Raw genomic sequence first — 20,700 nt, 5'->3', positions numbered from 1 at the left:
GCGCGCGCTCAATTTCCACAGGTAGGCGGCGTCCAGCGGGTTCGCCCGGCCACCGGAGCCCTGATGCAGGTCGCCCGAAATGACTTAGCGCGTCGCCTCAAATCCGTTCAGACGAGGCGCTTCAGGGCAGGGGCCGGTCCGCCGGGGCGGCCGTTGACATGAGCGTCCGGCAGGCGGTCGATCATGGTCAGGCCCTCGAATTCGATGGCGGCGCCAAGCAGTTGGGCGGCCGCCAGGACCAGGTGCTCGACGTCCTCGAGAGCAACGTTTTCGTCGAGGTTCCTGAGCCTGATCCGTTCGGCCACCGCGGTGATGTTGACGATGCCGTACGTCCTGAAAGCCGTGGTGACCGCGGATTGAACGTCATCGCGCAACCGCGTCGAGTAGTCATACCGCATGGAAACCTCCTGGACTGGTTTTGCCTTTGTAGCATGCGCCTCGCATCGGTGTGTGGCAAGCGGAAATCTGAAAATACTCGATATATATCAGTTAGTTAGCATGGTTACGCAAAGGCGCGCCCGACGCTTTATAGTCATCATGAGCAGGATGGGGAGGTCGCGTATTTGCCGACCTTGACGTGTTAGGATTGCTATCCTAATTATTAGTGGAATGAGACAGATACTCATTCACGTATTCGGTTGTGCGAGGAAGTGCCGTGACTGAACTGGAACGTCCTGAACGCTTGCAGGTCATGCTGACCGCCGATGAACTGGCGGCATTGGAGAACTGGCGCTTCGACAAGCGCATGCCGAGCCGCTCGGCCGCGGTCAGGGAGCTCTTGCGGCGTGGCCTCGCCTCGGACGGATTCCTGGCGGCGGAGCAGGGCGTCAAGTCCCAGGACTTCGGACTGCTGTCCACCCCAGGCGGCAACGGCAATGTGGGCGACGGCCACTCTGACTGAGGTGCGGTGACATTCAGGTGATGCCGGCCCGCAAGGACGGCTTCTGCGCTTCCGGTGCCCATAGACTTGAATGTCCGCCCTGTCCTGGTGCTCGAAAAGCATTTGTATGGTCGCTGGCGTCTTCGATGCCGGCTCCGCCTGATCTGCGGAACGACCTCCCCTCGATTATGTTAGCCGGCGAGGCGATTTCGATGAAGTTGAAGCAGCAGGCCGCTTCAAGGTGATTGCCTTGTCCGGCGCACGCGTTATCTAGTGGCTATAGGCTGACACCTGGCGGGGCAATGGCTGACATAGCAAGCGGTGAAAAACAGGACGCAACGGCCGATGCGCAGCTGGCGGCGATCGTCGATTCCTCCTTCGACGCCATCATCAGCAAGGACCTGAACAGCATCATCAAAAGCTGGAACCAGGCGGCCGAACGCATGTTCGGCTACAGCGCGGAGGAAGCGTTGGGGCAGTCGATCCTGATGCTCATCCCCGACCACCTCAAGAACGAGGAAACCGAGATCATCGCCAAGGTCCGCCGCGGCGAACGCCTCGCGAGCTACGAGACGACGCGAAAGCGCAAGGACGGCACCTTCATTGCCGTTTCGCTGACGGTGTCGCCGATCAGGAACGCCAGCGGCGAGATCGTCGGCGCCTCGAAGATCGCCCGCGACATCAGCGCCAGCAGGGAGAACGAGCGCCGGATCAAGATGCTGATGCGCGAGGTCAACCATCGCGTCAAGAACCAGTTTGCGGTGATCCTGTCGATGGTCAGGGAAACCAGCAAGCGCTCGCAGGACCCGCGCGAGTTCGAGGAGATGATCCGCGCCCGCATCATGGCGCTGTCACGCTCGCACGATCTGCTGGTCACCTCGAACTGGGCGGGAGCCAGCCTGTTCGACCTGGTCCAGGAACATCTCAAACCGTTCGGCCGCGAGGAGCAGATACTACTTTCGGGACCGCTGCTGACCTTGCAGTCGAATGCGGTGCAGAATCTCGGCATGGCTTTCCACGAGCTTGGCACCAATTCGTCCAAGTACGGAGCGCTCGCCAGCGATTCCGGCCGGGTCGAGGTGACCTGGAGCATGAGCGACGACGCTCTGGCCGAACGCGAATTCCAACTTGTCTGGGAGGAGCGGTCGCCCCCCTATAGCGGCGGCGACGAGCGCGACGACACCACGCGCAAGGGGTTTGGCACCGTTGTCCTGCAAAGGGTGGCGCCGCAGTCGCTCGGCGGGTCCGCCGTGATCGAGCGCTCGCCCGGCTATTTCAGATGGACGCTGAACGCGCCGCTGGCGTCGATCATCGTGCCGCAGCACCCTATGGAAGACGCCGGCCAGACGATCGGCTTAGGCATCTGAAAGCTGCCGCTGCCGATCCGCCGTGGCCAAGGCGCGCCGCATTTGCGGATTCAGGCGACTACAGGATGTTGCCCGTCACCTCGACGATGATCGCAGCCCCTTCGAGCGAACCGTCGGGCACATGCACGACGCGCGAAACGCGCAGGTCCTGGGCGTTTCCGTCGACGGACAGCGAAACGCTCTCGCCGATCCGGGGCACGGCCTGGAAAACGGCCTCGATCGATTGAGGCCGGTTGTCGATGGATACGCGGCAGTTGACGGTCATGGGCATCTCCTGTGGCGGCCACCCCACGCGTCAACGCCGGCCCCTCGGAATGGTTTCAGGCAGGGATGCGGCAATCCCCGAACGTCGATGCCGGCGCCTGGCCGACCGGTCAATTCGGGAAATTGTTGACCGGCTCCTCGCAGCGGTAGACCGGACAGTGCCCGTCGCGGGCCGGGATATAGGCCGACATCGGCACTTCGGGCCAATCGCATTCATTGCCGAACTGCCTGACATAGCGGTCATAGGTGTTGGGGCCGGTGGTCAGCACGACGGCGCGGTGGCTCTGGATCACGGCGCGGATCTGCGCGCAGCTCATGGCGCGGCTGTCGGGCCGGGCTTCGGCCAGGCCAGTGGCGGCAAGCATGGCAGCCACGGTCGGCAACAGGATTCGAACGGACATGGCGGTCTCTCCAAGGCATGATCCGCAACGCCGGGCGATTAAGCTTGGTTGCGGCATGCCGGGGAGATTCGCACTTTGTCTGGCGGTTGCGCAACAGCCGGCGTCTTCTCTTGCGAGGGACGGCGCGGGCGCGCAACCAAATCGCGCCTCGCGCATTGCTGGGCATGCTCGGCAGGAAGCCTTACCAGACCCCGCGATGGCCGCCCGGGAACAGGGAGCGCGAAGCCATGTGCTGTTCGTTCTGCGGCGGCCGCGACCACGGCTACGAGGACTGTCCGCAAAGGCCGCCGTCCGACAATCCGGCCGAGCCCAACTTCGATGATCCGCCGGGCGACGATCTGATCAAGAGCGGCCCGGGCGAGGGCGGGCAGGGCGCATAGGAATTTCGCGGCCCGGTCGCCCCGCGCATCAATGAGCGTGCGCTTCGTTGCGCTTGCGGGTCGCGGCTGCCTTCCTGGCCGATGCCGACCGGCTCGCGGCCGAACGCGAGGCGGAAGCCTTGCCGCCCTTTTCGCCGCCCTTGTGCGCGGCGGGATGGCCGGTGTGCTTGCCGCGGCCGGAGCCGCCCTCCTTCTTGCCGCCGCCATCATCCTTGTTGACGGTGGCCCAGGCGCGGCGCTCGGCTTCCTTCTCGGACACGCCGCGATGCTCGTAGCCCTCGGCGATGTGGTCTGCCTTGCGCTCCTGCTTGTCGGTGTATTTCGATTTTTCTCCGCGTGGCATGGTTCTGCTCCCGGGTTCATTCGATGCCCCTGCAACTGCGCAGCCAAGGATGTGGTTCCAATTCCCTTGGTCGCGGCCGGCTGGGGAGGTTCCCGCTGAACCGCTCCAGACGTTTCGACGCGATTCCCCAGGGAAAGTGGTAGGTGGGAAACCGCTAGGCACTTTTCCTGACATTGCCCTCTCGGGCGGTGGTTTTGGGGCCGGCGAAGAAAGCGCTCAATTCGGCGGCCGTTTGCGCGTGTGCTTCTTCGGGAAAGAAATGCCCGCCCTGGACCGCATGGCCGCGCAGATCGCCGGCCCAGCCGCGCCACAAGGCCAGTGGTCCGCCTTCGCCGGCATACCATTCAGCGAGCGCGCCTTGCCCGCTCCACAGCGCCAGCACCGCGCAGGCTATGCGCCGGTCGGCGGCGCGATCGGCATGGTCGTGCTCGCGGTCGAGCCTCGCGGCCGCCCGGTACTCCTCGCAGATCGCATGGGCATGGGCGGGATCGCGCAGGGCCTCGACATAGGCCTGGCGCACGCCGGCGGAAAATGTCTCTGGCGACGAGCCCCAGCCGCCCAGGGCATCATCGACGATCGCGTCGGCCGCGCCCGCCAGGAGCTTTTCCGGCAATGGCTCGGGTTGGGCCAGCAACGACCACGGCCAATAGCCGAGCGCCAGCCTGGCGTCGGCCCGGTCCCAGGCGTCGGCGGTGGGCACGATGTCGAGCACGGCAAGCCTTTCGACGCGGTCGGGATGGTCGAGCGCGAGGCGGTAGGCGACACGCCCGCCGCGATCATGGCCGGCGACCATGAAGCTGGAAAAGCCGAGCTCGGCCATCAGCGCCACCATGTCGCGGGCCATGGCGCGCTTGGCGTAAGGGGCGTGATCGGCGCTCGACGCCGGGCATGAGCTGGCGCCATAGCCGCGCAGGTCGGCGCATATGACGGTGAACCGGTCCGCCAGGCGTGGCGCCACGTCGCGCCACATCAGATGCGTCTGCGGAAAGCCGTGCAGCAGAAGGACGGCGGGCCCGTCGCCGGCGCGCCGGGCGAAGATGCGGGCGTCGCCGCAGTCGACCTCGAGGGTCTGAAAACCTTCGAACATGATTGCCTCCGGCAGGCGAAACGGCGGCAGGACGCGAGCGGTTGCAATGCGCGCCTGCGAAAGCCGCCAACTTTTTCCGCCGACATGCGTTGTCCCTGCGAGCAGAGCGTTTGGACCGAAGACATCGCGAACAGTTCCGCGCGTTGCGCGTGGAGGTTCGGGATGTCTCCGGTCCAAACACAGAGGAGATGACCATGCCGACCAGCACCCAGAGCGACAGTTCGAAAGCAACCAGCAAGCAGCGCAGCATCCAGCGCAAGGTCGACGCCAAGGACCGCGCCAAGGCCAAGCCCAAGGGCGACGGCGCCATGCAGGCCGGCGCGCGAAAATATCCCGCGCCGCCTTTTCCCGCCCAGCATCATCCCAAACCCGGCGAGGAATGGGCCATCGAGCCGGCGCCGCTCTATGACGCGCCGTTCTGGCGCGGTTCGGGAAAGCTGGAAGGCAAGGCGGCGTTGATCACCGGCGGCGATTCCGGGATCGGCCGGGCGGTGGCCGTGCTGTTCGCGCGCGAGGGCGCCGATATCGCCATCGTCTATCTCAGCGAGGACCGCGACGCGGAGGCGACCAAGCAAGCGGTCGAGGCGGAGGGCCGCCGCTGCCTCGCCTTGCGCGGCGATGTCGGCAATCGCGCCTTCTGCGCCAAGGCCGTGGCAAGGGTCGTGAAGGAACTGGGGCGGCTCGACGTGCTGGTCAACAATGCCGCCTTCCAGATCCATTCCACCGATTTCGCCGACCTGACCGAGGAGCATTTCGACACCACGCTGAAGACCAACCTCTACGGCTACTTCCATATGGCGCAGGAGGCGGTGGCGCATATGAAGCCGGGTTCGGCCATCATCAACACCGGTTCGGTCACCGGCATCGAGGGATCGAAGGACCTGGTCGACTACTCCATGACCAAGGGCGGCATCCATGCCTTCACCCGGGCGCTGTCGGGCAACCTCGTCGGCAAGGGCATCCGCGTCAACGCGGTGGCGCCGGGGCCGGTGTGGACGCCGCTCAATCCGTCGGAGAAGGAGGCGCAGGACGTGTCGCAGTTCGGCGCCAAGACGCCGATGAAGCGGCCCGCCCAGCCGGAGGAAATCGCGCCGGCCTATGTGTTCCTGGCTTCGCCGCAATGCTCCAGCTACATCACCGGCGAAATCCTGCCGATCGTCGGCGGTTATTGAGGCAAGCCTGTCGAAGGCAAGCCATCGACCATTGGGCGGCCGGTGAGGGCGGCCTAACCCGGAAAGGAGGCCGAGATGAGACTTCTCGCCATCATGTCCGTCAGCCTGATGCTCGCCGCGCCCGCCGCGGCGCTGGCGCAGGCCGAGCAGCAGAACCCCGACAAGCAGGCGCCCAGCGAAAAATGCCGGGCCAAGCCCGACGGCAACCAGCAGCCGACCGACAACACGCTGACCGAGACGCTGAACGATTGCGGCGGCGTGCTGAAGCCGCCGCCGACAGGCGACCAGGGCATGGCCGCGCCGGCGCCCAACGAAGGCAAGACGCCGGTGATCAAACCGGGTGAAGTGCCGCCGCAGCCGCCGAAACAGTAGCCGGCGGCTTGCCGCGATGCAGCTATCGGGTTCCGGACCACCCCGTGAGGCGGGTGGTTTTCAGGATTTGCCGTTGCCGGGCAGGAATTCCGCCTCGCGCCCGGCATCGATCATGGCCCGCATCGCCTTCTCGGCCGGGGTCCAGCCATCGAGGGCATCGCGGCAGCTGCGCCATGCGGCGCGGTAGCGCCGGCCGTGCTTGCCGGGCCAGTCGCGCAGGCATTCCAGGCCTTCCCAGGCGCTGCGCACCACGCGCTCGCGGGCCGGTCCGACCTTCAGCCTGACCGGACGGGGAAAGAACTTGTCGTTCACGGCGATCTCCATTGAAACTGAGGCGCCCGATAACGCCGGCCGCCGTTCCGGGGTTCCGTCGCAGCCGCTAAACTTTTCGACTAATTTTCAGCCGCCGGGAGCTGCGTCCGACAGCGGCCTCGGCGGCGGCGGGCCGGGAGCCTGCGCGGCGGGCCGGTCGTGCTCGAACTGCCGCGTATCGGGCAAGGCATGCAGCCAGGATTCGCGCCGGCCGATCCACAATTCGTACTCCGGCATGAGATCGGTCGGCGCCACGTCCAGGCTGCCGATCATCACCTCGGCTTCGTCGTCGCTGAGCGAGGCGACACGGCTGCCGCAGGTCGGGCAGAAGCCGCGGCCGGCATAGGTGCCGAGGAGGCCCGATGTCTCGAAGGCCTGGCGCGGCCAGATGGCGAAGGCGGCAAAGGCGGAGCCGCTGGTCTTGCGGCAATCCTTGCAATGGCAGAGACCAACCCGCAGGGGCGGACCGCTGACGGTGAACTGCACGCCGCCGCAAAGGCAACTGCCGGTTCTGCGCGCGGTGTCGGGCATGGTAGTGGCCTCCAACCATTCGGTGCCGCAATGAGCCCGGGATCTTGCCCGGGCAACGCTTCCAAAGCCGGTCGCGCCGAGCTATCCGCGCGCGGCCATGTGGTTGTCGAGCTTCTTCCTCGACGGCCCGTAGCGCTTGATGATGGTCTGGGCCTCGCTCTGCGGGATGCCGTATTTGCGGGCGAAAGCGGCAACCTCATAGGTTTCCTCGCTCGAAACCAGCTTGCGATCCTGCTTGATCTTCGATTTGTCGTCCGCCATGCCGAGCCTCACTTTCCAACCCCGGCGCGCCGCCGTCGCGGCGCGACCCTGCGGTCATACATAACAGCATTTGACGCCGCTGGTTCCATAGCGGCTTTCGCAGGCTTTGGCGATCACGGACCGGAATATCGGCTCCGCTGCCTCAGGCCGGCTCCAGGCGCATGGCGGAGAGATACATCAGGGCCGATGCGGCCCCCTCGATCAAGGAGCCGGCAAAAACTGACTCCGGTTTTTGCGACAGCGGCCCGATCATGTGGCGCCGATCGCGACATCCGGAAAAAACTTCGGCGGATATGTCGGATGCGCGGTGCGTGGCGCGTCCTAGGAGCAATTCCAGGAAAGTTCGGTTTCCATCCGGAATTGGGTAAGACAAGCAAACGAAACGGGAGAACAACCATGCCGTCGCCAACCGTCCAATCGCCGTGGCAGACCGCCGCCTTGCTCATCGCCCGCCTGATCTTCGCGGCCGTCTTCCTGATGGCGGTGACGTTCAAGTTCATGGGCATGGGCGCCACCGCCGGCTATATCGCCGCCGCCGGCTTTCCGTTTCCGCTGTTCCTGGCCTGGTGCGCGGCGATACTGGAGGTGCTGCTGGTGATCGCTTTCCTCACCGGCGCCTTCTTCACGCCGGCCGCGCTGGTCGCGGCGGTCTACGTGCTGTTCCTCGGCTTCGCCTTCCACGGACCGAGCCACTGGGCCGGCAACCAGGCGGAATTCGGCTTCTTCGTCGACCATTTTTCCTTCCTGGCCGGGCTGCTGTTCGCCGCCGTGCACGGGCCGGGCCGCGTGCTTTCGCTCAATCCGGGATGGCCGGGCAGGGCGTAGCTACATCTGGTCGTTGTAGGGTTCCTTCATCTGGCCGACCATGCGCGCCAGTTTCGAAAAGGACGGCATGTCAGCTTCGGGCTGGCACTGGTTGGCGAGCTCCAGCAGCCGGATCGGGAAATTGACGGCGTCGCGGCTCGACGCCGACATGCCCTCGGACCGCTCCTCGCTGGTTTCGCCGGCTTCGGCCTTGCGCAGGGCGATGTCGATCTCCTCTGATGTCAGCACGCCCTTCCTGACCAGGACGTGGTTGATCGATGCGACGGCCATCAGCAGGCCCTCGAGTTGCAGGTTGGCGACGTTCATGGCGGTTGCTCCCATCGGTGAGGCGCGTCACGCTGAACAGGGCCCGTGCGACGCACTTGCAGGTATCGGCCTACGCATGTCGCCCAAAACCGAGGTCACTTTGAGGCGGCGTGCATAGGCGTTCAAAACGCGCTGGCACGCATTCGCGATCCGCGCCCGGCAAGGAAAATAGTTCAAGACCGATGTCGGGCTGCCGCGCAGGCTTGTTCGTCATCGCCAGGAAGCCCAGGAAACAGGCAAGGAAGCGGATGCAATGACAATCACCATTACGGCATTCAAACGGTCGCCCGACGGCGGCAAGGGACTGGCGCGCGACACGCGCGTTCGCTGGGCGCTCGAGGAAGTGGGCCAGCCCTATGAGGTTCGTCTTGTTTCCCATGCCGAGATGAAGGCCCCCGACCATCTGGCCATTCAGCCCTTCGGTCAGATCCCCACCTACGAGGACGGTTCGCTCTGCCTGTTCGAGACCGGCTCGATCGTCTTCCACCTTGCCGAGCGGTATCCGGGGCTGCTGCCGGAGGATCGCGATGCCCGCGCCCGCGCCATCACCTGGATGTTTGCCGCGCTCAACACCGTCGAGCTGCCGATCCTCGAACTGACGACGGCAAAAATATTCGAGGCCGACAAGCCCTGGAGCGAGGAGCGCCTGCCATTGGTGAAGGACCGCGTTCGCGCCCGGCTGGACAGGCTCTCGGCCCATCTGGGCGCCGCCGACTGGCTCGACGGTGCGTTCAGCGCGGGAGATCTGTTGATGGTATCTGTGCTGCTGCGGCTCAGAATGTCGGGCATTCTGGACGAATATCAAAACCTGGCTGCCTATGTGGCCCGCGGCGAAGCCCGGCCCGCCTATGGCAGGGCGTTCGCCGCGCAATTCGCGGTCAATGCTCCAGCACCCAACTGATAAAGCCGGCAGGCCCGGGGAGAACCAGGCTGGGATGGGCGAGATAGGATTTTTTTCCTAATTATATACTTGACGTACCACGGCCAATTTGCGATAACGAATGCAAGGAGTTATCGCAATGTTCGATCTGACCGCCGCAATCTACCACGACGCCGACAAGGCCCGCGAGCATCTGGAGGCTATCCATTGGCCTCATGGTCCGTTCTGCCCTCATTGCGGCAATGCCAGCCCCGAGCGCATCACCAAGCTTGCGGGCAAGTCCACGCGCCCCGGTGTCTACAAGTGCAACGAATGCCGCCTGCCGTTCTCTGTCACTGTCGGCACCGTATTCGAGCGCTCCAAGATCGGTCTGCACAAGTGGGTGCTGGCGTCGCATCTCTACGCCTCGTCCAAGAAAGGCATGTCCGCTCACCAACTGCATCGTATGCTTGGCGTCACCTACAAGACCGCTTGGTTCATGGCGCACCGCATTCGCGAAGCCATGAAGGAAGACGTTGCCTCATCCGGTCCGCTTGGTGGCGAGGGAAAGACTGTCGAAGCCGATGAAACCTACATCGGCAAACGTGAGACACCCCGCAAGCCTTCACCGCAGCGCAAGGGCCGCCCGTATATCAAGACTGGCGGCAATCAGAAGCGCACCGTGGTTGGCCTTGTGGAGCGCGGCGGCAAAGTCCGCATGTTCCATTTGAACGATGCCACGGCCTCAACCGTGCGCGACGTGCTGGTCCGCAATGTTGACCGTGCATCGACGCTCTACACCGACTCCTCGCGCCTCTACATCCGTACTGGCGAGGAATACGCTTCCCATAAGACGACCAATCATGCGCAGGGCGAATACGTTCGCTACGAAGGTGCTGAGACGATCCACTCCAATACCATCGAAGGCGTGTTCTCAGTGTTCAAGCGTGGCATGGTTGGCGTCTATCAGCATTGCGGCGAGGCTCATTTGCATCGCTACTTGGCCGAGTTTGATTTTCGCTACAATCGCCGCACTGCTCTGAAAGTCTCGGATGCAGAGCGCGCCGAAGACCTGCTCCGCATGGCTCGCGACAAGCGCCTTACCTATCGGCGGATTGGTGAAGCCGGTCACGCCTAAACAAAAGGCGCGAAGGCTTCTCCTCATTATGAAACGAAAGAAGAACAAAAAACCGTGTGAGTAACACCCTCAACGGGAGACTCCACGGTTGATTTAGCCTTAGAGTTGAAAACGGCGGTGATTCGCAGTCACCGCCGTTAATGCAACCAAGCCACAGGACGGCTAGGCACATGACATTCGCCAAACTAAACCTACCGGTGATTACGTCAAGCCGTCCTGTGGCCACACACAGGAACTTTTTACCATGGCCTATTTCGCAGTCAGCTATCAGCTCAATAAACAAAAGGACTACCAGCCCCTTTGGGATGCGTTCGATGCTTTGGGCGCGTTCAAGGTGATGCGAGATTTCTATCTCGTAGACACAGCCAACGCAGCAGATGAACTGCGCGGATATCTTGCGCAGCACATCGACACCGACGACTACGTGTTCGTCGCCCCGCTTGGGAGCGAGCCTTCCAAGCAAGGATGCTGGAAGGGCACACAAGCTTGGATCGATGCTCGATTTTAACCGTCGCTCGCTGACAGGATAACGCGTCGGCCAAGCGGAATTCCGTTTGAATCCCACGCGGTAAAACCGAGCAGCCTAAGAACGAGGTGAGCTATCTTTCTTCTCATCGTCTTTTCCTTTGGGCTTCTCTCCCTTCCCGGTCTTCGGATCGGGAGGGGTTTTCAGTAGGCGCCGCAACACCTCGTCGCCCTTATCCTGGTCTTTGTCTTTGGGGGATTCAGCCATGTCAGAACCTAGCATTGATACTCTGATCGCCATTCACGAACTATCCGTCCCCGTCACGGTCGGGCGCGCCACCATATCCTGGAATACGTTATCCGGCGAAGTTTTTGCCTTATTCCGAATGCTCTCTGAACTGGAAGAGGAAGAAGCAAAATCCATATTCTTCGTCGTCGCTTCCGACCGCTCCCAGCGCGATATGGTCACCAATCTTGTCAGCTTAAAGCTGAAACCCAAGAGTGGAACGTTGGCGAAGAGGGCCAACTCAATTCTGGGTGAAATCAACGCGATTGCAGGTAAGCGCAATGACATCCTTCATGTCGTCTACATCGACGAACATAGCCCTTCACAGGTCCGTCAATTCCATGATCGAGGCCATCTTAAAGGCAAAACGGGACAGGACCTCCTCAGCGCCATCAATGCCTTTACGATCAAGTGCCTCGACCTCACCTTGGACTTACTCAAGCTTCGCGGCGAGATGCTAGAGCTACCGCGCTACCAGAACCTAGCTCTGGCAGAAGCAATTCGGCTATATAGCGCTCAACGAAAAGCGGCAGAATGGGCCAGTCAGGGGGAATACGGTCTCCTAAGCGATCCTGCCACCAGTCCACACTCTTCTGAAGGAACTCAGGATTGATAGCTATTTCTGGTGCCGGCCTGTCGGCTTGCATTAGTGAGCTCTCGATTCTGGTACGTCAAGTATATAATTAGGATTTTTTTCTTAAAAGCTGTTGACGGGGTGAAGGCAACTATGCTATGTTTTTATCTATGGTGCTGAGTTGCGCCGATGACCCGCCCCCGAGGCGGGTTTTTGATTCTGGCGCCGCCGAAACAAGAGCGCCGGTCGTGCTGGGTATTGGCGCGATATTCGAGCGGATCTTCATTCAACGCGCTTAGCGACCTTCACAGCGAGATTGTGACGAAGCCCCGGTTCATTAGTTGGGCTGATCCTGTTCGCCCATGCCGTGAAGGCGTGCATTCGCTGCGCGGGGATGCCTAAAGCCGATAAGGAATTTTTTCCTAAAACCTGTTGACGGGGTGAAGGCAACTATGCTATGTTTTTATCTATGGTGCTGAGTTGCGCCGATGACCCGCCGCCGAGGCGGGTTTTGTGTTTCTGGTTTTGCTTTCCTCTTCGAACGATGGCGCTCTACGGCGCCCCCCTCTGGCCTGCCGGCCATCTCCCCACGGGTGGGGAGATCGGCTGTTGTCCCGGCTTTCGCCAATCGCCAACGTTGTAGAAAAAAGCGAGGCGCCGAAGCTGCGATCTTCCCCCTCGTGGGGGAGATGTCCGGCAGGACAGAGGGGGACGCGAAGGAATGCGACGTTTCCAACCTGACGATTATCCGCGAGAAATCCCATGCCACGCTATGCCACCATCATCACCGGGGATGACGGCCTTGAGGTCGTCAGCGCCATTGGCGAATTCGAGGGTGCGGCACCGCAGACGCGGCTCGGCCGGATCGAGCAGGTCGCAACCGGCGTGCTGATCGGCATGGTGCGGGACGCGGCCGGCGGCTTCGCTTTCCCGCAGCCAGCGATTCATAGCGGCGCCGTCGGCCTCGTGATGGCGGGCCTGAAGGGCCTGCCGGGCGCCGCAAAGCTTGCCGGGCGGCCGAAGGGCGGCACGAATGCCAGGAAGAAATCCGCCCGCTCGAAGAAGAAGCGGGTCCGGTCGGTCAAGTCCGCGCCGTCGAAGGCCAAGGCCCGCGCCGGCGACGCCGAGACGGTGACGGGCCATGGCTGACGAAACCGCCGCAGTGCCGGCGCGCGGCAAGGGGCGCAAGCCGGCCGCCAGCCGGAGCGCAAGCCCGGAAACCGCGCCGGAGACCCGCCGCAAACGCCCGAAGAAAACGCTGGGCGACGACTTTCTCGCCGCCGTGCGCGCCGATTTCCGCGCCCATGGCGCCGGCGTCATCGCCGAAGTGCGGGCCGACAAGCCTGACCAGTATCTGAAGATCGTGCTTTCGGTGCTGCCCAAGGATTTCGATGTCGCCGTCAACCATCTGGATGCCCTGAGCGATGAAGAGATCCGCAGCCGCATCCGCGCGCTCGAAGCCGCGGTCAAACCGTTCCTCGAAGACATCGCCGGTGGCGGCGAGGACGGAATATCTGGCGCTGCTGGCGGAGCTTGACCGCAGGCGTCGTACCAACCAGCTTGCCGCCTACCGGCCCTATGCCAGGCAGGCGGCGTTTCACGCGGCAGGCGCCGCCAACCGCGAGCGGCTGTTCATGGCCGGCAACCAGCTCGGCAAGACCCGCGCCGGCGGCGCCGAATGGGCCATGCACCTGACGGGCCGCTATCCCGCGTGGTGGCAAGGCAAGATTTTCGATGCGCCGGTGCGGCTGTGGGCCGCCGGCGTCACCGGCGAGGGCACGCGCGACAATCCGCAGCGCGTGCTGGTCGGCCCGCCGCAGCAGCAGGCGCAATGGGGCACCGGCATGATCCCGGCCGATGCCATCGTCGACACCATGATGGGCCGTGGCGCGCCGGGCGCGCTCGACAGCGTCGTGGTGCGCCATGGCGGCGGCGGCGATGTTCAGGCCGGCGAGAGCGTGCTGTCGTTCAAGAGTTTCGAGAAAGGCCGCGAGAAATGGCAGGGCGAAACGCTGCACGGCGTCTGGTTCGACGAGGAACCGCCGCTCGACATCTATTCCGAGGGCCTGACCCGCACCAACGCCACCGGCGGCATCACCATCGTCACCTTCACGCCGCTGCTCGGCATGTCCGATGTGGTGCTGCTGTTTTTGTCGGCGGCGGAGGTGGAGGGGATGGGGAAGGGGTGATGGAGAAGAAACTGATTGGGGACGAGCGGCATCGCACTTGGCGCTTGCTCGCCTTCGTCGGCGCTGCCCCTCATCCGGCTGCCGCCACCTTCTCCCCGTAATGACGGGGAGAAGGGAGCTGGCCGCAATCTCGGCGCCGATTCTTGAACGTTCGCGATTGGCGAAACCGTCGACAACAGCACCCCTCTCCCCGTCACTATACGGGGAGAGGATGCCGGCAGGCAGGTGAGGGGCGGCGCGACGTTGGTCCGAAAAACGTAGCCTTCACAAGACGCTACATCGATTATCTCGAAAGTGATTCAGGATCCCCCATGTCCCGTCACGTCACCTTCATGACCATAGACGACGCCGAGCATTATTCGCCCGAGGAGCGCGCGGCGATCGTTGCCGCCTATCCCGCGCATGAGCGCGAGGCCCGCGCCCGGGGCATTCCGGTGCTGGGGTCCGGCCGCATCTTTCCGGTGGCGGAGGAGCTGATTGCCTGCGCGCCGTTCCGGCTGCCGCGCTACTGGCCGCGCATCGGGGCGCTCGATTTCGGCTGGGACCACCCTTCCGCCGCGGTCGAGCTCGCCTGGGATACAGAGGCCGACGTCGTCTATGTCGCCAAGGCCGCGCGCGCCTCGCAGCAGACTCCCGCCATGCAGGCGCTGACCCTGAAGCCTTGGGGCGAATGGCTGCCCTGGGCGTGGCCGCGCGACGGCCGCCGCGAGACGCTGGAAGGGGCGGGCACGGCGCTCGCCAAGCAATATGCCGCGCATGGGCTCAACATGCTGACCCGCCACGCGCAATTCCCCGACGGCTCTGTCTCGGTCGAGGCCGGGCTGATGGAGATGCTCGACCGCATGCAATCCGGCCGCTTCAAGGTGTTTTCGACGCTTGTCCCCTGGTTCGAGGAGTTCCGGCTCTACCATCGCAAGGACGGCCAGGTGGTGAAACTGCGCGACGATTTGATGGCGGCGACGCGCTACGGCGTGATGATGCTGCGCGAGGCGATGGTGGATCCGGCGGAGTTCAGGGCGGCGAGGCGGGCGAAGGGGCAGAGCGATCCGCTGGGGGCGTTCAGGTGAGGGCGGAGGGCTCTTCGGAGCGTCGCGGCAGCGCAATTCCCGCTGGAGGAAACGGGCGCTCCGGCGCCGGCCCATGACCCTCGCTGCGATGTCCCTGCGCCTACTCCAGGATTTTCCAATATGAATCCTTGCGGATCACCTTGCCGTCGCGAAACGTGTAGAAGTCGCAACCCCGGACCTCCTTTTTCTCCCCCTCGCGTGTGGTGCCGGTGAGCGTCCATTTCGAGATGCCGGTATCGGCGGTCGAATCCACAAAATGTTCGGCGTTGCCGTAGTGGACATCGGGCAAGCCTTCAAAGCGTGTCGCCAGTGCTTTCCGTACGTTTGCCTTGCCCTCGAAACGAGAACCCCAGGGCTTGCCTCCCCTCGGCATCTCCAGAATGCAGTCGTCGGAAAAGAACGCCATGATCCGATCGAGATCGTGCGCGTTGAAGGCCTCGCATAGCTGCGTCAGCGTCGATCGAATGTCCATTCGCCCGTCTCCCTTCAATTGGATGACCGATGTCTTTGCTCCCGCATTCGATGGTCGAAGTAGGTCACCGGCGAGGAGACCGGTCAAGGGCGTGGGCCTTTCACAGGCTCCGCTGCACTCACAAAGATGAACCGCATTCCCGCGGCTCTGGCATCCGCATGACCTTCCGCATCGTCCCCGCCACCCTGCGCGACCTCTCCTACATCGCCGCCAATTTGCGGCCCGAGGACCGCGCCGAGATCGATTGCCAGCTCGACCACTGGTCGCCGGCGCTGCTGGCGCTTACCGCGCTGCAAGGACTTGCCTATGTGGCCGAGCTCGACGGCAATCCGGAGGCGGGCTTCGGTGCGGCCGAGCAGCGGAGCGGGCTTTGGATCGCCTGGAGCTGGGGCACGCGCCGCATGAAGCGTTGCGTGCCCGGCATCACCGGATTTTTTCACACTGTGCTCGGGCCGCAGATTTCCGCCCGCGGCGCCTGGCGGGTCGAGGCGCGGGCGCTGGCCGGCAATGAACTGGCGCTGCGCTGGCTTGGGCGGCTCGGCGCCACGCAGCGCTGCCTGCTGCCTGGATATGGCAGGAACGGCGAAGATTTTTTCCTTTACGACTGGACAAGAGAAGGCTGGAACCATGTGTCTGTTTCAAAAACCACCGGAACTGAAGCCGCTGCCGGCAGTGCCGACGGCCGGGGATAAGGACGTGCAGGCGCGCGAAGCAGCACTTCGGGCTGAGCTCGAACAACGCCAGGGCACGGCCAGCACCATCAAGACCGATCTGGCGCCCGGCAGCCTCGCCGGCCAGCGCCGCGTGCTTTTGGGGGTGTAACCATGACCGCGATGAAGCGCAGTTTTCGCCGGCGCGTGCTGGACTGGTGGTATTGGAGACGGCATGCAAGGTTGGTGAAGCGGCGTGGCGGGTGAACGCTGCCAATCTCCCCCACGAGGGGGGAGATTGGCAGCTTCCACCGCTCATCCCTTCTTCGCGAACGCCCAGACCATCATCGGGTATTCCTCGTCGTTGCTGAGGTCCCGCCACAGGCCGTAGGCGCGGACCGGGCCGCCTATGTGGGCGCGGGCGCAGGCCTTGTTGCCCCAGCCGAACGCCTGGACGTTGTCCTCGGCGAAGCCGCCATCGACCATCAACTGCTTCAGGCCGGCCGGCGTCCACCTGTTGTAGTCGTGCGGCCTGGCGTGGACGCGAAACAGGAAGGGCGTCGCCACCATCGCCCAGCCGCCCTCGCGGGTCATGGCGTGGATGTTCCGCGCCGCCGCCTGCGGCCGCTGTACATGCTCCAGCACCTGATCGGCGATGACGATGGAATATTGCTCGTCGGTGCGATCCTTGCAGATGTCGAAATCGGGGAAGTCGACCGAGCGATAGTTGGGGCACATCGCCTTCCAGTAGCGATTCCAGCCAGGCGAGATCTCGATCACGTCGCGCGATTTGCGGTTGGCGGCCGTCAGGAAGGTGGTGAAGGCCTCGATCTGGCGGATGCGCAGCCAGTTGCGGGAATCGTAGCCGATGAGCCGTTTAACGGTACGTTTGCTCTGGTTCTTCAGGGCGGCAAGGCTTGTCGTCGTCACATCGACCTCCTGCAAAACCCCGCCGCGAGACGTTCCTAGACCAAGAACCGCGCAAAAGAATGACATCGTCGGCTGAAGCTGCCGATCTCCCCCCTTGAGGGGGAGATGTCGCCGGAGGCGACAGAGGGGGTCGCCTCGCATGAAGCGCTAACCTCCTTCTGTTGCAGAAGGCCGAACCCGGTCGATCCGACCCCCTCTGGCCGCTTTGCGGCCATCTCCCCCTCAAGGGGGGAGATCCCCCAGTTTTAACGAGGCCCCCATGACCAGCGATTCCCGCGCCCGCGATATTCTTTCCCGCCAGTCCGAACTCGAGAGCGAGCGCGCCGCCTACGAGCCCGTGTGGGAGGCGGTGGCGGAGTTCTGCGATCCCGATGCGCCCGATATCCGCTCCGGGCGCGGTGCCCGCCGCGGCGACAGCCAGGCCGAGCGGCAGGAGCGGCGCGGCGCCCGCGTCTATGCCAACACCATCAACTCGGCCGCCAACCGGCTGGCCGCCGGGCTGGAAAGCCTGATCATCCCGCAGTCGGAGAAATGGCACGGGCTGACCACCGCCGAGATGGACGACGAGGAGACCGACGAGGAAAAGGAATGGGCGGAAAACCTGCGCGACTTCCTGTTTTCGCTGCGCTACTCCGCCAATTCCAATTTCGTGCCGGCGACGCAAGCCTGCCTGCGCAATGTCGTGCGCTACGGTCCGGCCTATCTCTATGCCGAGGAAGGGTTCGGTTCGACGCTGATCCGCTACGCCTCGATCCCGGTGGTGGAAGGCTATCTCTCGCGCAACCGCTGGGGCCAGGTCGACATCTTCCACCGCCGCTACGAACGCACCGCGCGCCAGGCGGCGCAGCTGCTCGGCTACGAAAAACTGCCGGCGCGCATCAGGACGCTGGTCGACGATCCCGCCAAATGCGAGGAGAAGATCGCGCTCATCCAGTGCATCCAGCCGCGTGACGAGCGCCGCATGTACCGCTCGGGCGGAAGCTACCGCTATCTCGACGCCGCCTTTGCCTCCTACCACGTCATCGAGGACGAGGAGGAGATCGTGCGCGAGAGCGGGTTTCGCACCTTCCCGGTGTCGGCCTTCAACTGGCGCCGCTACGAGGGCGACGCCTATGGCATCTCGCCGACCATCGAAGCCTTGACGACCGTGCGCGAGGAAAACGCAGTCCGCCGCTCGGGCCTGCGCGCGCTGCAACAAATCACCGATCCGCCGACGGCGTCGAAGGCCAGGCTCGACTACGTGCCGGTGCTCGATCCGGGCGAGAATTATCCTGGCCTCATCGACGACAATGGAAGGCCGCTGATCGCGCCGATCACCACCGGGCAGAACCCGAGCTACGCCTTCGACTATGCGGCGAGCCGGGCGGAGGAGATCCGCGACATGATGTTCGTCAACCTGTTCCAGACCCTGGTGCAGAACCCGCAGATGACCGCCACCGAGGCGCTGATCCGCCAGGAGGAGAAGGGCGCGCTGCTGGGGCCGTCGGGCTCGATCATCCAGGCGGGCTTTGCCACCAATCTCGACCGCGAGCTCGGCATATTGGAGGACAAGGGCCTCTATGACGAGGACAGCCGGTTCCTGCCGCCGGCGAGCCTGGCGGGCAAGGCGGTGCGGCCGACCTTCACCGGTCCGCTCGATGTCTTGCGCCGCTCGGCGGAAGCGCGCGACACCATCCAGCTGGTGACCACGGCCATGCAGATGGCGCAGTTCGACCCTGATGTGATGGACAATATCGACAGCGACGAGGCGCTCAAGATCGTGCAGAGCGCCGGCCGCAGCCCGCAGCGCATCTTCCGCCGCAAGGATGAGGTGGCGGGCCTGCGCGACGCGAGGGCCAAGGCCAGCCAGGCGCAGGCCGGCATGGCGGCGATCGCCACCGCCGGCAAGGTGGCCAAGGATACCGTGCCGGCGGCCGTGCAGGCGCGCGACAGCGGCCTGCTCGAAGGCCTGCAAGGCATGCTGCGGGGCGGCACCGCCGATGGGCCGGCACCTGATGCCGGCGCCCAGGGCGCGATGCCGGCCGGACAGCGCGCATGAGCCGCAAACGCTTCGCCCACGCGTCGCAAAACGGCGGCCCCGCCAAAGCACGCGAGGCGCTGGTCAAGGCGTATCTGCGCGTGTTCTCCGGCGAGGACGGCGAAATGGTGCTGGCCGATCTCGCGGCGACGGTCGGCTATTTCAGGCGCCCGTCATACGGCGAGTGGATGGCGCGGACCAGAACCCCCAATGGCTTCGAGCTGCACAGCGCGCTCAGCAACGCGCGCGCCGAAGTGGTGCAGCACATTATGGGGTTCCTGACGCTGGACGAGGCGCAGCTCGTGGCGCTGGAAAAGGCGGCACGGGAGGAGGAGAGGTGAGGCGCTGAAGCGCCGATCTCCCCCCTTGTGGGGGAGATGCCCGGCAGGGCAGAGGGGGGCGCTGTCCCGCCGGCCTTGCCGTGTTCATCGCACGGCGATCAAATCACGAGCGGTCGCTCAAGCCGGGCCCTAGACGACAAACATATGGCCATGTTCAAAGTTCGGCAGCGACCGAGGTCGGCGCTCTACGGCGCCCCCCTCTGTCCTGCCGGACATCTCCCCCACGAGGGGGGAGATCGGCCGTCGTGCATGCCGCGCCCCACTATTTGCCCCTTGGCTCCCGCGCCGCCGCCCCGGCAACGGCGGTCTGTCGAACATCCCGCACGAGCCGCGTCGCGATCCTTCCGCATCCGGATTCCCGCCGAATCTCCACCGTCCGCACTGCCGATCCCGCTGCCATGTCCGGCGGTCCGTCGCCGCGTGCGCTCCTTTCAAAACCAGCCGGCAGGAAACAGCACATGGTCAGCATCATTCCTGTCTCCATTGCCCAGCGCCGGCTCGATACCGGCAGCGCCCCGGAATATCCGCACCGATCGCCCGTTGGCGCCGCCATGCAAGGGCCGGGCGAGCACCTTTCGGCTGTCGCCGAGCGCCACCAGCAAATGAAGAACCAGCAGGAAGCGTTCGACGCCGAGCTGACTCGCCGCCGGTTCAACAGTCAGATCGCGCAGGCGGAAGACGAGGTGACGGCAAACGCGCCGGCCGATGGCAACGGCCTGTATGAGGCCATGTACGGCCAGGTCGATCCGCGCACCGTAATACATGAGATGCGATTGGACCCGACCTTGTATCCGGGCTCGTCGCGCCCAGTACACGTCCAAGCTGCAAACGAATCCCTATTGCAAACGATGGAGGGAGAAATTGCTTTCGCTCAGGATTTGCTGAATCAGGGTCTCAATCTTCAGCGAACGCCGACAGGGCTAGCCCCCCGCGCTGCACCTCCCGGCTTCAGCTGGCACCACGCAGATGAACCTGGTGTAATGCAACTCGTCCCTAGATCTCAACATGATCGAGGGAGTATCTTCCAGAAAACACTGCATCCGAATGGCCGAGGAGGATTTTCCCTATGGGGAAAAAATGAAGTTGCTGGATATCGTTGGGCGGTTGTCGGAATTTGACGAGGAGGACCGGTCTACGTAGCGGAGCCCACAATCTACGCGGCCGAGCCTTGCTTCGCAGAAAGAAAAGCCAAGCATTTCCGCCCTCTGCGA

General features: G+C 64.0%; 29 protein-coding genes and 1 pseudogene. 19 read left to right on the top strand and 11 right to left on the bottom strand.

All coding sequences use genetic code 11. The annotated features are described in order from the left end of the window. Nucleotides 1-107: 107 nt before the first annotated feature. On the bottom strand, nucleotides 108-398 hold the full coding sequence (locus FJ951_RS16425; RefSeq protein WP_224519116.1) for a hypothetical protein: 291 nt from the start codon (nucleotides 396-398) through the stop codon (nucleotides 108-110). Nucleotides 399-655: 257 nt separating this feature from the next. Between FJ951_RS16425 and FJ951_RS16420 the strand changes: the two genes are divergently transcribed. Together FJ951_RS16420 and FJ951_RS16415 are read left to right on the top strand one after the other, a co-directional pair. Next, nucleotides 656-901, top strand: a complete 246-nt coding sequence (locus tag FJ951_RS16420) for a hypothetical protein (RefSeq protein ID WP_140499998.1) — start codon at nucleotides 656-658, stop codon at nucleotides 899-901. A 281-nt stretch (nucleotides 902-1,182) separates the two neighbouring features. Continuing rightward, complete coding sequence (locus tag FJ951_RS16415; protein WP_140499996.1) at nucleotides 1,183-2,247, top strand: PAS domain S-box protein; 1,065 nt, start codon at nucleotides 1,183-1,185, stop codon at nucleotides 2,245-2,247. A gap of 58 nt (nucleotides 2,248-2,305) precedes the next feature. Here the strand turns inward: FJ951_RS16415 and FJ951_RS16410 are convergent, their stop codons facing one another. Next, nucleotides 2,306-2,512 (bottom strand): hypothetical protein, encoded by a 207-nt coding sequence (locus FJ951_RS16410; protein WP_140515979.1) that lies wholly within the window; start codon nucleotides 2,510-2,512, stop codon nucleotides 2,306-2,308. A 109-nt stretch (nucleotides 2,513-2,621) separates the two neighbouring features. Then, complete coding sequence (locus FJ951_RS16405) at nucleotides 2,622-2,912, bottom strand: hypothetical protein (protein WP_140515977.1); 291 nt, start codon at nucleotides 2,910-2,912, stop codon at nucleotides 2,622-2,624. 227 nt (nucleotides 2,913-3,139) lie between these two features. Between FJ951_RS16405 and FJ951_RS28475 the strand changes: the two genes are divergently transcribed. Then, entirely contained in the window at nucleotides 3,140-3,292 is a 153-nt protein-coding gene (locus FJ951_RS28475) for a hypothetical protein (RefSeq protein ID WP_181172247.1), read from the top strand. Between the two features lie 28 nt (nucleotides 3,293-3,320). On the opposite strand, the gene FJ951_RS16400 is transcribed toward FJ951_RS28475, so the two are convergent. Continuing rightward, the gene (locus tag FJ951_RS16400; protein WP_140515975.1) at nucleotides 3,321-3,635 is read right to left on the bottom strand and encodes a plasmid stabilization protein; all 315 of its coding nucleotides are present in this window, start codon (nucleotides 3,633-3,635) and stop codon (nucleotides 3,321-3,323) included. A 154-nt stretch (nucleotides 3,636-3,789) separates the two neighbouring features. Then, nucleotides 3,790-4,722: an alpha/beta hydrolase gene (locus FJ951_RS16395; RefSeq protein ID WP_140515973.1), complete on the bottom strand. Its 933-nt coding sequence runs from the start codon at nucleotides 4,720-4,722 to the stop codon at nucleotides 3,790-3,792. A gap of 194 nt (nucleotides 4,723-4,916) precedes the next feature. Here FJ951_RS16395 and FJ951_RS16390 point away from each other — a divergent pair, with 194 nt between their 5' ends. Next, nucleotides 4,917-5,894: an SDR family oxidoreductase gene (locus FJ951_RS16390; protein WP_140499988.1), complete on the top strand. Its 978-nt coding sequence runs from the start codon at nucleotides 4,917-4,919 to the stop codon at nucleotides 5,892-5,894. A gap of 75 nt (nucleotides 5,895-5,969) precedes the next feature. After that, nucleotides 5,970-6,266 carry a hypothetical protein gene (locus FJ951_RS16385; protein ID WP_140499986.1) on the top strand — a complete coding sequence of 99 codons (297 nt, stop codon included), beginning with the start codon at nucleotides 5,970-5,972 and terminating at the stop codon, nucleotides 6,264-6,266. 60 nt (nucleotides 6,267-6,326) lie between these two features. Here FJ951_RS16385 and FJ951_RS16380 read toward each other — a convergent pair whose 3' ends face one another. The 3 genes from FJ951_RS16380 to FJ951_RS16370 form a co-directional block, all read right to left on the bottom strand. Next, complete coding sequence (locus FJ951_RS16380; RefSeq protein WP_140499984.1) at nucleotides 6,327-6,578, bottom strand: DUF982 domain-containing protein; 252 nt, start codon at nucleotides 6,576-6,578, stop codon at nucleotides 6,327-6,329. Nucleotides 6,579-6,665: 87 nt separating this feature from the next. After that, on the bottom strand, nucleotides 6,666-7,109 hold the full coding sequence (locus FJ951_RS16375; RefSeq protein WP_140515971.1) for a GFA family protein: 444 nt from the start codon (nucleotides 7,107-7,109) through the stop codon (nucleotides 6,666-6,668). An 81-nt stretch (nucleotides 7,110-7,190) separates the two neighbouring features. Continuing rightward, a complete protein-coding gene (locus tag FJ951_RS16370; protein ID WP_115144153.1) occupies nucleotides 7,191-7,370 on the bottom strand; it encodes a DUF3606 domain-containing protein in 180 nt (59 codons plus the stop codon). A gap of 396 nt (nucleotides 7,371-7,766) precedes the next feature. On the opposite strand from FJ951_RS16370, the gene FJ951_RS16365 reads away from it, so the two are divergent. Next, nucleotides 7,767-8,195, top strand: a complete 429-nt coding sequence (locus FJ951_RS16365; protein ID WP_140515969.1) for a DoxX family protein — start codon at nucleotides 7,767-7,769, stop codon at nucleotides 8,193-8,195. On the opposite strand, the gene FJ951_RS16360 is transcribed toward FJ951_RS16365, so the two are convergent. Beyond that, a complete protein-coding gene (locus tag FJ951_RS16360; protein ID WP_140499979.1) occupies nucleotides 8,196-8,501 on the bottom strand; it encodes a hypothetical protein in 306 nt (101 codons plus the stop codon). Nucleotides 8,502-8,754: 253 nt separating this feature from the next. Between FJ951_RS16360 and FJ951_RS16355 the strand changes: the two genes are divergently transcribed. The 8 genes and pseudogenes from FJ951_RS16355 to FJ951_RS16315 all read left to right on the top strand — a co-directional run bounded on the left by FJ951_RS16355 (nucleotide 8,755) and on the right by FJ951_RS16315 (nucleotide 15,079). After that, the gene (locus tag FJ951_RS16355) at nucleotides 8,755-9,402 is read left to right on the top strand and encodes a glutathione S-transferase family protein (RefSeq protein ID WP_140515967.1); all 648 of its coding nucleotides are present in this window, start codon (nucleotides 8,755-8,757) and stop codon (nucleotides 9,400-9,402) included. Between the two features lie 118 nt (nucleotides 9,403-9,520). Then, nucleotides 9,521-10,498: an IS1595 family transposase gene (locus FJ951_RS16350; RefSeq protein WP_140515965.1), complete on the top strand. Its 978-nt coding sequence runs from the start codon at nucleotides 9,521-9,523 to the stop codon at nucleotides 10,496-10,498. A 244-nt stretch (nucleotides 10,499-10,742) separates the two neighbouring features. Beyond that, nucleotides 10,743-11,006, top strand: a complete 264-nt coding sequence (locus FJ951_RS16345; protein ID WP_140515963.1) for a hypothetical protein — start codon at nucleotides 10,743-10,745, stop codon at nucleotides 11,004-11,006. A 223-nt stretch (nucleotides 11,007-11,229) separates the two neighbouring features. Beyond that, nucleotides 11,230-11,862: a hypothetical protein gene (locus FJ951_RS16340; RefSeq protein WP_140515961.1), complete on the top strand. Its 633-nt coding sequence runs from the start codon at nucleotides 11,230-11,232 to the stop codon at nucleotides 11,860-11,862. A 723-nt stretch (nucleotides 11,863-12,585) separates the two neighbouring features. Further along, entirely contained in the window at nucleotides 12,586-12,972 is a 387-nt protein-coding gene (locus FJ951_RS28815) for a hypothetical protein (RefSeq protein WP_246671739.1), read from the top strand. Next, on the top strand, nucleotides 12,965-13,360 hold the full coding sequence (locus tag FJ951_RS16325) for a hypothetical protein (protein WP_140499976.1): 396 nt from the start codon (nucleotides 12,965-12,967) through the stop codon (nucleotides 13,358-13,360). The genes FJ951_RS28815 and FJ951_RS16325 overlap by 8 nt, the downstream gene beginning before the upstream one ends. Further along, nucleotides 13,317-13,976 (top strand): annotated as a pseudogene (locus FJ951_RS16320) (terminase family protein); the annotation flags it as partial. The gene FJ951_RS16325 and the pseudogene FJ951_RS16320, both read left to right, overlap by 44 nt. 347 nt (nucleotides 13,977-14,323) lie before the next feature. Continuing rightward, nucleotides 14,324-15,079 carry a terminase family protein gene (locus tag FJ951_RS16315; RefSeq protein WP_140515959.1) on the top strand — a complete coding sequence of 252 codons (756 nt, stop codon included), beginning with the start codon at nucleotides 14,324-14,326 and terminating at the stop codon, nucleotides 15,077-15,079. 100 nt (nucleotides 15,080-15,179) lie between these two features. Here FJ951_RS16315 and FJ951_RS16310 read toward each other — a convergent pair whose 3' ends face one another. Further along, nucleotides 15,180-15,638, bottom strand: coding sequence for a nuclear transport factor 2 family protein (locus FJ951_RS16310; RefSeq protein WP_246671738.1), 459 nt, complete (start codon nucleotides 15,636-15,638; stop codon nucleotides 15,180-15,182). A 71-nt stretch (nucleotides 15,639-15,709) separates the two neighbouring features. On the opposite strand from FJ951_RS16310, the gene FJ951_RS16305 reads away from it, so the two are divergent. Both FJ951_RS16305 and FJ951_RS29015 read left to right on the top strand, forming a co-directional pair. Beyond that, nucleotides 15,710-16,243, top strand: a complete 534-nt coding sequence (locus FJ951_RS16305) for a hypothetical protein (protein WP_140515957.1) — start codon at nucleotides 15,710-15,712, stop codon at nucleotides 16,241-16,243. Between the two features lie 4 nt (nucleotides 16,244-16,247). After that, nucleotides 16,248-16,373, top strand: a complete 126-nt coding sequence (locus FJ951_RS29015; protein ID WP_263486360.1) for a hypothetical protein — start codon at nucleotides 16,248-16,250, stop codon at nucleotides 16,371-16,373. Nucleotides 16,374-16,516: 143 nt separating this feature from the next. Here the strand turns inward: FJ951_RS29015 and FJ951_RS16295 are convergent, their stop codons facing one another. Then, nucleotides 16,517-17,131 (bottom strand): methyltransferase domain-containing protein, encoded by a 615-nt coding sequence (locus tag FJ951_RS16295; protein ID WP_224519113.1) that lies wholly within the window; start codon nucleotides 17,129-17,131, stop codon nucleotides 16,517-16,519. A 259-nt stretch (nucleotides 17,132-17,390) separates the two neighbouring features. Between FJ951_RS16295 and FJ951_RS16290 the strand changes: the two genes are divergently transcribed. The 3 genes from FJ951_RS16290 to FJ951_RS16275 all read left to right on the top strand — a co-directional run bounded on the left by FJ951_RS16290 (nucleotide 17,391) and on the right by FJ951_RS16275 (nucleotide 20,607). Continuing rightward, nucleotides 17,391-19,169, top strand: coding sequence for a portal protein (locus FJ951_RS16290; RefSeq protein WP_140515951.1), 1,779 nt, complete (start codon nucleotides 17,391-17,393; stop codon nucleotides 19,167-19,169). Continuing rightward, complete coding sequence (locus tag FJ951_RS16285; RefSeq protein WP_140515949.1) at nucleotides 19,166-19,489, top strand: hypothetical protein; 324 nt, start codon at nucleotides 19,166-19,168, stop codon at nucleotides 19,487-19,489. The genes FJ951_RS16290 and FJ951_RS16285 overlap by 4 nt, the downstream gene beginning before the upstream one ends. Before the next feature lie 458 nt (nucleotides 19,490-19,947). After that, nucleotides 19,948-20,607 (top strand): HNH endonuclease, encoded by a 660-nt coding sequence (locus FJ951_RS16275; RefSeq protein ID WP_140515945.1) that lies wholly within the window; start codon nucleotides 19,948-19,950, stop codon nucleotides 20,605-20,607. Nucleotides 20,608-20,700 lie beyond the last annotated feature (93 nt).

It is taken from the genome of Mesorhizobium sp. B2-2-3 (assembly GCF_006442405.1).
Classification (GTDB): Bacteria; Pseudomonadota; Alphaproteobacteria; order Rhizobiales; family Rhizobiaceae; genus Mesorhizobium.
Note: the sequence above shows the minus strand (reverse complement) of the source record. Positions and strands in the feature narration are given on the sequence as shown.